Here is a 12,925-nt window from a genome sequence, read left to right on the forward strand (position 1 = left end):
CGGAGGAGCCGTCAGGCGCGCTGCTTGAGGTCCTCCAGGGTGGCGGCACGGCCGGGCAGCACGGACGGCGCGGGGTTCCGCAGCCCGTCCAGGAACAGCTGCAGGTGGCGGTGGACGAACTGGTCCAGGCCGACGCAGTCGGTGCCGGGAAGCGGTCGGGTGAGCTGGGTGATCGCGATGACCACGTCCCCGGCGCCGACGTCGGTGCGGAGCAGGCCGTCGGCGTGGGCGTGGGCGATCAGGTCGTTGGTGGCGCGCTCCAGGCGGACCCGGGAGGCCTCCAGTTCGGGGTCGTCGTGGTCGACGGCGCCGGAGAGGAGCGGGCACAGCGCGCCGATCCGCTCGTCGGCGGCGGCGTGCACGAAGCGGCTGAGCGCGGCGAAGGAGTCCGGCTCCTCGGCGACGGCCGCCTCGGCGTGGTCGACGACCCGGGCGATGACCGAGAGGGCGACCTGGTGGATCAGCGTGGTCCGGTCCGCGAAGTTCCGGTAGAGCGTCGCGTTGCCGACGCCGGCGCGGCGGGCGATCTCGTCCAGCGGCGCCAGCGCGCCGTACTCGACGAACGCCTCGCGCGCCGCGGTGATGATCCGGGCCCGGTTGCGGGTGGCGTCCGCACGCTGCTTGGGCGCCGGGGCGGTGCTGACGATGGTGCTCACGGCGGGCCTCCCTTCCAGGCTTCCGGGGAATGTCTCCCCGCTTCTACGAACATACGGGTAAACGGGGAGTCTGTCCCCGGAATTTCTCCGACGGGTGTGACCTGAGTCACACTCTGCCAAGTCGGTCGGCGTACTGCTGCACACCCGATCGAAGCGGGCACGGATGATCGGGTCGACGGAGGCCGCCCGTTCCTACGGTGGTGACCACAGAACAAGGGAAGGAGCCCGGGTGCTCGACCGGCTGAACCAGGTGATGGAGCACATCGACTCGCGCCTGGACGGGCACGTCGACCCCGCCGAGCTCGCGCGGATCGCGCTGACCTCCGAGTACCACCTGCGGCGGCTGTTCTCGGCGCTGGCCGGGATGCCGCTGTCGGAGTACCTGCGCCGGCGCCGGATGACCGTCGCCGGGGCGGAGGTGCTCGCGGGGGAGCGGACCCTGCTCGACATCGCGGTGCGGTACGGCTACGGCTCGGCCGAGGCGTTCGGGCGGGCGTTCCGCAGCGTGCACGGCGTCGGGCCGGGGGAGGCCCGCCGGACCGGCGCCGCGCTCACCGCGCAGCCCCGGCTCTCCTTCCGCCTCACCGTCGAAGGGAGCACCACCATGCGGTACCGGATCGTGGAGAAGCAGGAGTTCCGGGTGGTCGGACGGCGGGCCCGCGTCCCGCTGGTCCACCTCGGGGAGAACCCGCACATTGCCGCGCTGATCCGCAGCATCGACCCGGAGACCCTGCGGCGGATCGCCGCGCTCGGCGACCAGCAGCCCGCCGGCGTCCTCTCGGCGGTCGTGCACCTCGCCGACAGCCGCGAGGAAGGGGTCGAACTCGACTACTACCACGCCGCGGTGACCTCCGCCCCGGCCCCCGAGGGGCTGGACGCGCTGGCCGTCGACGCGGGAACCTGGGCGGTGTTCGAGAACACCGGGCCGTACCCGCAGGCCCTGCAGTACCTGTGGCGGGACGTCTTCACCCAGTGGTTCCCGTCCAACCCGTACGCGAGCCGCCCCGGCCCGGAGCTGCTCACCGTCCGGCCCGCGCCGGTGGAGGGCGAGATGACGGCCGAGCTGTGGATCCCGGTGGAGCGGCGGTAGCGGGCGGGTGGGCGGGCCGCCCCTGATCGGGTGAACCTGGCCGGCCGGGTACGGACGACGGCCCGCGGCGGCGGGAGGATGGGCGGCATGACGAGCAGTCGGGACCGTGCGGAGCGGGCCTCGCGGGCGCGGGTGGCGGCGACCCGGATCGAGGCGGAGGGCGTCGACGCGGTCGCGCTCGGGTGGGTGGACAACGCCGGCGTGGGGCGGGTGAAGGCGGTGCCGGTCCGGCAGCTGGAGCACGCGGCCCAGTGGGGCGTCGGTGCGTCGCCGTGCTTCGACCACTTCCTGGTCGACGACGCGATGGCGCCCGGCGGCGGCCCGGTCGGCGACCTGCGGCTGGTGCCGGACCTCGACCGGCTGACCCGGCTGGCCGCGCAGCCCGGCTGGGCCTGGGCGCCGGTGGACCGGTACGCGCAGGACGGCACGCCGCACCCCGGCTGCCAGCGGCTGTTCGCCGCCCGCACGGCGGCCGGGCTGGAGAGCCGGGGGCTCGCCGTGCGGGCCGGCTTCGAGGTGGAGTGGGTGGTGTGTGCCGAGGGCGGCACCGGGGCGGGCGCCGGCCCCGCGTACGGGATGCGGCGGCTGATCGGCGCCTCCGACTACCTGCGGGACGTGGTGCGCGCTCTGCAGGAGCAGCACACGCACGTGCTGCAGATCCATCCCGAGTACGCCACCGGCCAGTTCGAGGTGTCGGTCGCCGCCGCCGGCCCGGTGGAGGCCGCCGATCTGGCGCTGCTGGTCCGGCACACCGTCCTCGCCGTCTCCGAACGCCACGGCCTGCGGGCGACCTTCGCCCCGGCGGTCACCCCGTTCGGCGTCGGCAACGGCGGGCACCTGCACCTCAGCCTGTGGCGCGACGGCCGCAACCTCGGCCACGGCGGCCTCGGCCCGCACGGGCTGACCCGGGAGGCGGAGGCGTTCCTGGCGGGCGTCCTCGCCGAGCTGCCCGCGCTGCTGGCGCTCGGCGCGCCGTCCGCGGCCAGCTACCTGCGCCTGGTCCCCGCCCGCTGGTCCGGGCCGTACCGGTGCTGGGGGCTGGAGAACCGGGAGGCGGCGCTGCGGCTGATCACCGGCTCGACGGGCGAGCAGGCGAACGCCGAGGTCAAGTGCTTCGACGCCGCCGCCAACCCGTACCTGGCGGTCGGCGGGGTGCTGGCCGCCGGGCTGTCCGGGCTGGACCGGGCGCTGCGGCTGCCGCCCGAGGTGCCCGGCGACCCCGCGACGGCCGACGGGGTGGAGCGGCTGCCCGCCACGCTCGCCGAGGCCGCGGCCGCGCTGCGCGACTCCGAGGTGCTGCGCGAGGCCATGGGCCCCCAGCTGCACGCGGCGGTGCTCGCCGTCCGCGAGGCGGAGAGCGAGCTCTTCGAGGGCCGCACCCCCGAGGAGATCATCGACGCCACCCGCTGGCGCTACTGACCGGCGCGGCCGAGCGATGATCGACCAGCACTGCCACAGCGTGCTCGCCGGCGACCTCGACGGCGCGGCGTTCGCCGCCCTGCTCACCGAGTCGGACCTCCCGCCCGCGCCCGGGACCTCCCGCTGGGAGAGCTCGATCGGCCTGGCCGTCCGCCGCTGGTGCGCACCGGCGCTCGGGCTGCCCGCGCTCGCCGAGCCGGCCGACTACCTGGCCCGCCGCCGCGAACTCCCGGACCCGGCGGGCACCTTGCTGCGCGCCGCGGGGCTGGACACGCTGCTGGTCGATACCGGACTGACCGCGGCGGGCGGCCGGCCGCTGCTCCCCCTCGCCGACCTCGGCGCCGCGGCGGGCGCGCAGGTCCGGGAGGTGGTCCGCCTGGAGTCGGTGGCCGAGCGCACCGCGCGGGACGCCGCCGACCCGGCCGGCTGGCTGGCGGCCACCGCCGAGGCGCTGCACGGCGCGGTCGCGGGCGGCGCGGTCGCGTTCAAGTCGGTGCTGGCGTACCGCTCGGGCCTCGCCGTCCCGCCCGAACCGCCGTCCGCCGCCGAGGTGCTGCGCGCGGCGGGGGAGTGGCTGCGCGGCCCGCGCACCCGCCTCGCCGACCCGGTGCTCGGCCGGCACCTGCTGTGGACGGCGCTGGACTGCGGGCTGCCGATCCAGTTCCACACCGGCTTCGGCGATCCGGACCTGCGCCCGGCCGACGGCGACCCGGCGCTGCTGGCCGACTTCCTGCGGGCCGCCGGGCCGCGCGGCGTGCCGGTGGTGCTGCTGCACTGCTACCCGTACCACCGCACGGCGGCGTGGCTGGCGCACTGCTTCCCGCACGTGTCCGTGGACGTCGGGCTGACCCTGTCGCACACCGGCGCCCGGGCGGCCGCCGTGCTCGGCGAGGTGCTGGAGGTGGCCCCGTTCGACCAGGTGCTGTTCTCCACCGACGCGTACGGCCTGCCCGAGCTGTACCTGGCCGGCGCGGCGCAGTTCCGGCACGCGCTGGCCGTCCTGCTGGCCGGGTGGCAGCAGGACGGCGCGTGCACGGCGGCGGACGCCGGCCGGATCACCCGCCGGACGTCCGGGGCCAACGCCCGCCGCCTCTACCGGTTGTGACCACAACCGGCCATCTCGTGCGGGGGATCAGCCCAGGGTCGCCAGGTGGTCCTTCAGGCCGGCGCCGAACGAGGTCGGCGTGCCGTCGTACGAGCTGATCAGCGACGGGCCGGAGCCGCAGTTCCAGGTGTTCCAGGTCCAGCCCAGGTAGGAGAGCTTCTTCGCGTCGGCCCAGGCCATCACCTGGTCGATGAAGCCGTGGGCGCAGTCGTTCTCGCCGATCTCGCCGAGCATCAGCGGCACCTGCGCGGCCACCGGGGAGAGCGTGGAGTCGAAGCAGGAGACGCTGGAGCAGGTGTTGAAGTTGTACACGTGGAAGGCCGCGCCCAGGTTGCCGGTCGGGTCGGTCGGCTTGTGGGCCAGCCACTGGCCGAGGTCGTTGGAGTACGCCAGGCCGCCGAGCAGGATCACGTTCTTCGCGCCGGTGGCCCGCACCGTGTCGACCAGCTTCTGCATGCCGCTGACCTGGTACGGGATGCCCGGGCAGCTGCCGTCGCGCCAGCACAGCCAGGCCTGGGCGATCGAGGACTCGGCGCGGTCCGGGTAGGGCTCGTTGAACAGGTCGAACACCACCGCGTTGTCGCCCTTGAAGGTGTCCGCGACGGAGCTCCAGAACGGCACCGCGTTGGCGCCCGGCATCGGCTTCTGGCAGGTGGCGTTGACGTCCGCGCAGCCCGAGGAGTTGCCGGTGTACTGGCCGCGGCTCCAGTGCATCTCGACGATCGGGGTGAGTCCGGCGGTGCGTACCGCGTCCACCCAGGTCTTCATCGCCGCACGGTAGTTGGCGCCCGCGTACTCGGGCTTGACGTTGGAGGTGCCGACCCAGCAGTCCTCGTTGAGCGGGATACGGACGGCGTTGACGCCCTTCCAGCTCTTGATCGCGGCGATCGCCGCCGCGTCGGTCGGGCCGTCGAAGAAGCCGTAGCCCTGGACGCACATGAACTCGGTGCCCGAGCGGTTGATGCCGTGCAGCACCACCTGCGAACCGGCGTCGTTCACCAGGGAGTTGCCCGCCACGTGCAGCGCGGGCGCGGCGCCGCTCGGCGGCGGGGTGGTGGTCGAGCCCGAGGGCGACGGGGACGGCGAGGTCGACGCGCTGGGCGGCGGCGAGCTCGACGCGCTGGGGGACGGCGAGGTCGACACGGACGCGGAGGGGGAGGGCGTCGGCGAGACCGGCGCGCCGGTGCAGGCGGCGCCGTTGACCGCGAACGCGGTCGGGGCCGCGTTGCTGCCGCTGTAGGCGAAGTTGGCGCCGGCCGAGACCGAGCCGCCGGCCGCGACCGTGCCGTTGTAGGCGGCGTTGACCACGGTGACGTTCTTGCCGGACTGCGACCAGGTGCCGTTCCAGCCGGTGCCGGAGAGGGTCTGGTTGCCGGTGTAGCTGTAGGTCAGCGTCCAGCCGTTGAGGGCGCTGGTGCCGAGGTTGTTGATCTTGACGTTGGCGGTGAAGCCGCTGCCCCAGTCGTTGACCGAGTAGTCGACGGTACAGGCGGTGGTGGCGGCCGAGGCGGCGCCGGCCCCGGAGAACGACAGGGTGGCCGCGGCGGCGACGGCGAGCGCTGCTCCGGTCGCCAGGGCGGTGGTGCGGAGGGACATGTCCCGCTCCTCGAAGTGGCAAAAATGGGCGCGCTCCCACAGGCCCGCCCCGAACCATAGCCACGCTCAAGGGAGTTGCCAACACCGAGTCCTGCACAATCTCTTGACAGCCGCTGGCCGCCTCCCGATATTTGGGAGCGCTCCCACAGTTCCGGTTCCCCCACACCCCACCCGACTGGAGCCGTCATGTCCCCACCGCGCGTCTCCGCGCTGACCGCCGCGCTGGCCCTGTTGGCCACCGGACTCACCACCGCGGTCGCCGTTCCGGCCTCCGCCGCCGCCCTGCAGTGCACCGTCGACTACTCGGTCAACGACTGGGGCAGCGGCTTCACCGCCAACGTCGCGATCAACAACAAGGGCACCGCCGCGATCAACGGCTGGACGCTCGCGTACGCCTACACCGGCAACCAGACGCTGTCCGGTACCGGCTGGAACGGCACCTGGTCGCAGTCCGGCAAGAACGTCTCGGTCACCAACGCCGCGTACAACGGGACCGTCGCGGCCGGTGGTTCGGTCTCCGCCGGGGCCAACTTCGCGTACAGCGGCACCAACGCCAAGCCGACCGCGTTCTCGGTGAACGGCACCGCCTGCACCGGTGCCCACGCGGCGCCGGTCACCGTGCTCACCAGCCCCGCCGCGGGCGCGAGTTACGCCGCCGGCGCGACCGTTCCGCTGACCGCCACGGCGACCACCAGCGACGGCGCGACCGTCTCCAAGGTCGAGTTCTACGACAACACCACGCTGATCGGCACCGCCACCACCGCGCCGTACAGCTTCAGTTGGACCGGCGCCGCGTCCGGCAGCCACTCGATCTACGCCAAGGCGTACGACAGCCTCGGCGCCTCCAGCGAGTCCACCCCCGCGGGCATCACGGTCGCCGCCGGGCCGCAGATCACCGCGACCCCGGTGAGCCTGTCGGTCACCCAGGGAAAGACCGGCACCTTCACCCTGAAGCTGTCCTCCCAGCCCGCCGCCAACGTGACCGTCACCACCGCCCGTTCGGCAGGCAACACCGGCCTGAGCGTCACCGGCGGCGCCACGCTGACCTTCACCCCGGCGAACTGGTCGACCCCGCAGACCGTCACGCTCACCGCGGACGCGAGCTCGACCGGCTCGGCGACCTTCACCTCCTCCGCCACCGGCTACACCGCCTCCAGCGTGTCGGTGACCGAGCTGGCCGCGGGCACCGGCGTGTACAACGACCGCTTCCTGCAGCTCTACAACAAGATCAAGGACCCGGCGAACGGCTACTTCTCGCCGGAGGGCATCCCCTACCACTCGGTGGAGACCCTGCTGGTCGAGGCCCCCGACCAGGGCCACGAGACCACCTCCGAGGCGTACAGCTACCTGCTGTGGCTGGAGGCGCAGTACGGACGCGTGACCAAGGACTGGTCGAAGTTCAACGCGGCGTGGACGCTCATGGAGACCTACATGATCCCCACCCACGCCGACCAGCCGACCAACTCCTTCTACAACGCCTCCAAGCCGGCCACCTACGCGCCCGAGCGGCCGCTGCCCAGCGACTACCCGGCCGCCCTGGACACCTCGGTCACCGCCGGCCAGGACCCGATCGCCGGCGAGCTGAAGAGCGCCTACGGCACCGACGACATCTACGGCATGCACTGGCTGCAGGACGTCGACAACGTCTACGGCTACGGCAACTCGCCCGGCAAGTGCGAGGCCGGCCCGAGCGACACCGGCCCGTCCTACATCAACACCTACCAGCGCGGCGCGCAGGAGTCGGTGTGGGAGACCATCCCGCAGCCCACCTGCGACAAGATGGTCTACGGCGGCAAGAACGGCTACCTGGACCTGTTCATCAAGGACAGCTCCTACGCCAAGCAGTGGAAGTACACCGACGCGCCGGACGCCGACGCGCGCGCCATCCAGGCCGCGTACTGGGCCGACACCTGGGCCAAGGCGCAGGGCAACGGCTCGCAGGTCGCCACCACCGTCGCCAAGGCGGGCAAGATGGGCGACTACCTGCGGTACGCGATGTTCGACAAGTACTTCAAGAAGGTCGGCAACTGCGTCGGTGCCTCCACCTGCGCCGCGGGCACCGGCAAGGACTCCTCGCACTACCTGCTGTCCTGGTACTACGCCTGGGGCGGCGCCACCGACACGAGCGCCGGCTGGGCCTGGCGGATCGGCGACAGCGCCGCGCACGGCGGCTACCAGAACCCGATGGCCGCCTACGCCCTGGTCAACGACGCCACGATGGCGCCCAAGTCGGCCACCGGCAAGGCCGACTGGACCACCAGCCTGGGCCGCCAGGTCGAGTTCGTGCAGTGGCTGCAGTCCAGTGAGGGCGCGATCGCGGGCGGTGCCACCAACAGCTGGGACGGCAGCTACGCCACCCCGCCGGCCGGCACCCCGACCTTCTACGGCATGTACTACGACGAGGCGCCGGTCTACCACGACCCGCCGTCCAACCAGTGGTTCGGCTTCCAGGCCTGGGGCCTGGAGCGGGTCGCCGAGTACTACTACGCCAGCGGCGACACCCGGGCCAAGGCCGTCCTGGACAAGTGGGTGACCTGGGCGCTGTCCAAGACCACCTTCAACGCCGACGGCAGCTACCAGATCCCGTCCACGCTCGCCTGGAGCGGCAAGCCGGACACCTGGAACGCGACCACGCCGGGCGGCAACACCGGCCTGCACGTGTCGGTGGTCGACTACACCCAGGACGTGGGCGTGGCCGGCTCCTACGCCAAGCTGCTCTCCTACTACGCCGCCAAGTCCGGCAACGCCGCGGCGAAGACGGCCGCGCAGAAGCTGCTCGACGGCATGTGGGGCAACAACCAGGACGCGCTGGGCATCTCCATTCCGGAGACCCGCACGGACTACAGCCGGTTCAAGGACTCGCTGTCCGTGCCGTCCGGCTGGACCGGGACGATGCCGAACGGCGACCCGATCAGCTCCGCGTCCACCTTCCTGTCCATCCGCTCCTGGTACAAGAACGACCCCGCCTTCGCCAAGGTCCAGGCCTACCTGGACGGCGGCGCGGCGCCGGTCTTCACCTACCACCGCTTCTGGGCGCAGGCCGACATCGCCACCGCGATGGCGACCTACGGTGAGCTCTTCGGGGGCTGATGTCCCATCAGATAGACCCGGGTGCCCGGTCCGGCCTGACAGCGGACCGGGCACCCGTCCATGTGTCGAAAACGTGTGCACGACCCTTGCGGCGGATAACGCGCGTTCACTAGCGTCCGATCAACTCACGTGTCCCTGTCACCACACCGGGACGCACGACGAGACTCGGGAGGGTCAACCCCTATGAGTGTTCCTCGGATACGCCGGACCCGGATCGCGGCGGCCTGCCTCGCGCTCGCCACCGCCGGCGCCGTCGCCCTGCCGGCCGGCACCGCCGCGGCGGCCCCCCAGGGCGCCCAGGCGGCCGGGCCACTGCTCAGCTACGTGGTCAACACCAAGGCCAACCACGGCCAGGTCCAGAAGACCGAGCGCGAGATCGCCGCCGCGGGCGGCACCGTCGTCGCCTCGTACGAGCAGATCGGCGTCGTGATCGCCCGCTCGGACGACCCCGGCTTCGCCGCGACCCTGCGCAAGTCCAACGCGGTGCAGTCGGTCGGCGCCAGCCGGACCAAGGGCATCCTCGCCACCGAGATGGACTCCGCGGTCGAACGGGTCGCCACCCCCGCCGCCGCACCGTCCGACGGTAGCGAACCGCTCTGGGCCAACCAGTGGGACATGCGCCAGATCGGCGTCGACCGCGCCCACCAGACCTCCCTCGGCAGCCGCAACGTCGTGGTCGGCGTGCTCGACTCGGGCGTCGACGCGACCCACGAGGAGCTCGCGGCCAACGTGGACCCCGCGCTCTCCGCCTCCTGCCTCAGCGGCAAGGCGGACCAGACCTGGGCCGCCTGGCAGCCCACCAGCAGCGACCACGGCACGCACGTCGCCGGGACGATCGCCGCCGCCAAGAACGGCAAGGGCATCGAGGGCATCGCGCCGAACGTGCGGATCGCCGCGGTGAAGGTCGTCGACGACGGCGGCTTCATCTACCCCGAGTACGCGATCTGCGGCTTCGTCTGGGCCGGCCAGCACCACTTCAACGTGACCAACAACAGCTACTACATCGACCCGTGGCTGTTCAACTGCGCCAACGACCCCGACCAGGCCGCCGTGATGACCGGCGTCCGGCGCGCGGTGGAGTTCTCCCGGCAGGGCGGCGTGCTCAACGTTGCCGCGGCGGGCAACGAGAACTACGACCTCGCCCACAAGACCACCGACACCTCCAGCCCCGACGACACCACCCCGGTCGAGCGGCAGATCAACAACGACTGCCTGTCGCTGCCGACCGAGCTGCCCGGCGTCGTGGTCACCACCTCGGTGGGGGTGAAGGGCGACAAGTCCTACTACTCCAGCTACGGGCTGGGCAAGGCGACCGTGGCCGCCCCCGGCGGCGACCGCCGCTACCAGATCCCGGACACCCCGGACCAGAACGGCCGGATCCTCTCCACTGTGCGCGGCGGCTACGCCTACATGCAGGGCACCTCGATGGCCTCCCCGCACGCCGCCGGCGTCGCCGCGCTGCTCGCCTCCACCCACCCGTGGGCCGGGCCGGACGTGCTGCGCGCCCTGCTGATGGCCCAGGCGGACGCCCACGCCTGCCCGGCGAGCTTCGACCCGAGCGGCGACGGGGCCTTCAAGGCCACCTGTGAGGGCATCACCGCCTACAACGGCTTCTACGGCGCGGGCATCATCAACGCCGCCAAGGCCGTCCGCTGACCCTGCCCACCAGGGGCGCGGGGACCTGCGCGACCGGCCACCCACTCTCGTGGGTCCGGCCGGGAGCCGCGGTCCCCGCGCCCTTCGCCGTTGCTACCGCCGGCCCGGCGAGAGCAGCGCCACCCCGCCCGTCTGCCCGCCCGTGGTGTTCCACCACGTGTCCAGCGCCGCCTGGTCCAGCGCGGCCCAGTCCGGCGTCTGCTGGACGAGCGCCCGCCCGAGGCTCCGGCCGAGGCCGAGAATGGCCCGCCCGACCGGCGCCCGCTTGGCGTCGTACACCGCCAGCGCCGCGTCCAGGTCGCCGTCCGCGCGCAGCGCCTCCTCCAGCACGGCGGCGTCCTGCAGCGCCTTGATCGCGCCGCTGCCGGTGTGCGGCCGGGCTATCGCCGCGGCGTCGCCCAGCAGCACCAGCCGCCCCCGGGCGACGTGCTCGACCGCCAGGTCGTAGATCGGCTGGACGAACGCCGCCTCGGCGGGCGTCCGCCGCACCGTCTCGCGCCAGAACGGCGGGAAGTGCCGGTCCATCAGGTCCTGCTGGAAATCCCGCAGTTCGTCGGTGAGCTCGCGTCCGGGCGGGGCGTCGGCCGCGCTCGGCGGCGTGGCGTAGAGGACCCAGTTGACGTCCACCCCGGTCGCTCCGGGGATCCGGTAGATGATCATGTGCCCGCCGGGGTACACGATGGTCGGCGCGTCCCGCTCGGGGAAGGCGTCGGCCGGCCCGGGCAGGTCGGCGGCGGGCAGGGTGCCGCGCCAGGCGACGTAGCCGCCGTACTCGGCCTCCAGCCCGGGGTACATGGCGCTGCGGACCGTCGAGCGGTAGCCGTCCGCGCCGACCACCAGGTCGAAGCGCTCCTCGGTGCCGTCGGCCAGCCGCACCCGCGCGCCGTCCGGCTCGGGCAGCACCTCCGTGACGGCGGCGCCGGTCCGGTGGTCCACGGCGTCCGGCAGCCGGTCGCGCAGGCCGCTCCAGAGCGAGCTCCAGCCGTACGCGCGGAACGGGAACTCCAGTGCGCCGACCGTGCGTCCGGCCCGGTCCTCGCCGTCCCGGACGATCCACGGGCGGCGTTCCATCGGCAGCCACGGCATGGAGGCGTCCAGGTGCCCGGCCGCCTCCAGCTCCGCGTACCGGTCGTTGTGCAGGACCAGGCCGACGCCCCGGTCCTGGAGCCGCTCGGCGCTCCGCTCGAACACCACCACCTCGGCGGCGCCCGCCCGCCGGGCGGCGAGTGCCGCCGCACATCCCGCGATGCTGCCGCCGACCACGGCTACCCTGCCCCCGCGCATGCGTTCCCCTCGGATCGTCCGAAAACCTGAACGAGTATCGGGGCCGGACCCACCCCGGGGTCAATCCCCGACGTGTCGGCTCCAGTCCTGCTCGACGGAGGCGAGGCCGGCCCGGTTGGGCACCTGCTTCAGCCACGCCGGCCGGCCGGCCAGCGTGGCGGCGGCCTTCCGCTCCTCGGCGGCCCGCAGCTCCTCGGGGGTGGCGAAGCAGGTCGGCAGCCAGTGCGCGGACCCGGCGGCGCGGGCCGCGAGGTGTCCCACGTACGCCTCCCGGACCTCGTCCGGGGAGCCGAAGCCCGGCTCGTCGGCCAGCCACGCGTCCGGGACCAGCGCGACCACCTCGCGCAGCAGTTCGGCCGTCACCCGGGGTGCGAGCTCGCGGTCGGCGGCGGCCACGTCCGGCCCGTGCGCGCCGAGCGCGTGCCCGCTGAGGTCGTACGCCTTGAGCAGCGAGGCGTGGGCGCCGGACCAGCGGTGGTGGAAGATCAGCCCGGCGCCGTTGTCGATCAGCCAGAGCCGGCCGTGCCAGACCATCAGGTTGGGGTTGTGGACGGTGCGGTCGACGTTGCCGGTGAGGGCGTCCAGCCAGACGATCCGGCCGGCCTCCGACGGCGCGACCTCGATCATGCCGGGGCGGAAGTCGCGGGCGCCGGGCAGCAGGTCCATGCCCAGGTTGACGCCGCGGCTGGCCCGCAGCAGGTCCTGGATCTCCTGGTCCGGCTCGGCCGCAGCCACCGCCGGGTCGAAGTCGACCAGGACCAGCGGCGGCACCCGCAGCCCGAGCCGGCGGGCCAGTTCACCGACGATCACCTCGGCGATCAGCGCCTTCAGGCCCTGCGCGGCACCGGTGAACTTCACCACGTAGGTACCCAGGTCGTCGGTCTCCACCACGCCGGGCACCGAGCCGCCCGCCCGCAGCGGGTCGACGTACCGGACGGCGGTCACCTTTTCGAGCATCCGGCCACTCTAGCCCGAGCGGCCCGGGCAACCCGGGCCCCCGGTTTGGCGGCGTCCGGGCGCGGTGGTTGG

General features: G+C 73.3%; 9 protein-coding genes. 5 read left to right on the top strand and 4 right to left on the bottom strand.

Going from position 1 to position 12,925, the window contains the following annotated elements:
• Window positions 1-11 precede the first annotated feature (11 nt).
• On the bottom strand, window positions 12-647 hold the full coding sequence (locus tag ACGFX4_RS22150; RefSeq protein ID WP_393077135.1) for a TetR/AcrR family transcriptional regulator: 636 nt from the start codon (window positions 645-647) through the stop codon (window positions 12-14).
• 238 nt (window positions 648-885) lie between these two features.
• On the opposite strand from ACGFX4_RS22150, the gene ACGFX4_RS22155 reads away from it, so the two are divergent.
• From ACGFX4_RS22155 to ACGFX4_RS22165, 3 genes are all read left to right on the top strand, one after another.
• Window positions 886-1,746: a GyrI-like domain-containing protein gene (locus ACGFX4_RS22155; RefSeq protein WP_393077014.1), complete on the top strand. Its 861-nt coding sequence runs from the start codon at window positions 886-888 to the stop codon at window positions 1,744-1,746.
• Window positions 1,747-1,833: 87 nt separating this feature from the next.
• A complete protein-coding gene (locus ACGFX4_RS22160; protein ID WP_393077016.1) occupies window positions 1,834-3,165 on the top strand; it encodes a glutamine synthetase in 1,332 nt (443 codons plus the stop codon).
• A gap of 16 nt (window positions 3,166-3,181) precedes the next feature.
• Window positions 3,182-4,270, top strand: a complete 1,089-nt coding sequence (locus ACGFX4_RS22165; protein WP_393077019.1) for an amidohydrolase family protein — start codon at window positions 3,182-3,184, stop codon at window positions 4,268-4,270.
• A 27-nt stretch (window positions 4,271-4,297) separates the two neighbouring features.
• Here ACGFX4_RS22165 and ACGFX4_RS22170 read toward each other — a convergent pair whose 3' ends face one another.
• The gene (locus ACGFX4_RS22170; protein ID WP_393077021.1) at window positions 4,298-5,866 is read right to left on the bottom strand and encodes a cellulase family glycosylhydrolase; all 1,569 of its coding nucleotides are present in this window, start codon (window positions 5,864-5,866) and stop codon (window positions 4,298-4,300) included.
• 186 nt (window positions 5,867-6,052) lie between these two features.
• On the opposite strand from ACGFX4_RS22170, the gene ACGFX4_RS22175 reads away from it, so the two are divergent.
• Together ACGFX4_RS22175 and ACGFX4_RS22180 are read left to right on the top strand one after the other, a co-directional pair.
• On the top strand, window positions 6,053-8,956 hold the full coding sequence (locus ACGFX4_RS22175) for a glycoside hydrolase family 48 protein (RefSeq protein ID WP_393077023.1): 2,904 nt from the start codon (window positions 6,053-6,055) through the stop codon (window positions 8,954-8,956).
• A 183-nt stretch (window positions 8,957-9,139) separates the two neighbouring features.
• Complete coding sequence (locus tag ACGFX4_RS22180; protein WP_393077026.1) at window positions 9,140-10,612, top strand: S8 family serine peptidase; 1,473 nt, start codon at window positions 9,140-9,142, stop codon at window positions 10,610-10,612.
• A 93-nt stretch (window positions 10,613-10,705) separates the two neighbouring features.
• Here ACGFX4_RS22180 and ACGFX4_RS22185 read toward each other — a convergent pair whose 3' ends face one another.
• Together ACGFX4_RS22185 and ACGFX4_RS22190 are read right to left on the bottom strand one after the other, a co-directional pair.
• Entirely contained in the window at window positions 10,706-11,896 is a 1,191-nt protein-coding gene (locus ACGFX4_RS22185; protein WP_393077029.1) for an FAD-dependent monooxygenase, read from the bottom strand.
• Window positions 11,897-11,956: 60 nt separating this feature from the next.
• Window positions 11,957-12,853 carry a HipA family kinase gene (locus ACGFX4_RS22190; RefSeq protein WP_393077032.1) on the bottom strand — a complete coding sequence of 299 codons (897 nt, stop codon included), beginning with the start codon at window positions 12,851-12,853 and terminating at the stop codon, window positions 11,957-11,959.
• Window positions 12,854-12,925: the final 72 nt, after the last annotated feature.

This window comes from Kitasatospora sp. NPDC048365, assembly GCF_043200835.1.
Taxonomy (GTDB): domain Bacteria; phylum Actinomycetota; class Actinomycetes; order Streptomycetales; family Streptomycetaceae; genus Kitasatospora; species Kitasatospora terrestris.

Excerpts from the sequence above, each read along its gene's own strand:
- ACGFX4_RS22160 (WP_393077016.1), top strand. The coding sequence starts at position 1,834 with ATGACGAGCAGTCGGGACCGTGCGGAGCGGGCCTCGCGGGCGCGGGTG.
- ACGFX4_RS22165 (WP_393077019.1), top strand. The coding sequence starts at position 3,182 with ATGATCGACCAGCACTGCCACAGCGTGCTCGCCGGCGACCTCGACGGC.
- ACGFX4_RS22170 (WP_393077021.1), bottom strand. The coding sequence starts at position 5,866 with ATGTCCCTCCGCACCACCGCCCTGGCGACCGGAGCAGCGCTCGCCGTC.
- ACGFX4_RS22175 (WP_393077023.1), top strand. The coding sequence starts at position 6,053 with ATGTCCCCACCGCGCGTCTCCGCGCTGACCGCCGCGCTGGCCCTGTTG.
- ACGFX4_RS22180 (WP_393077026.1), top strand. The coding sequence starts at position 9,140 with ATGAGTGTTCCTCGGATACGCCGGACCCGGATCGCGGCGGCCTGCCTC.
- ACGFX4_RS22185 (WP_393077029.1), bottom strand. The coding sequence starts at position 11,896 with ATGCGCGGGGGCAGGGTAGCCGTGGTCGGCGGCAGCATCGCGGGATGT.
- ACGFX4_RS22190 (WP_393077032.1), bottom strand. The coding sequence starts at position 12,853 with ATGCTCGAAAAGGTGACCGCCGTCCGGTACGTCGACCCGCTGCGGGCG.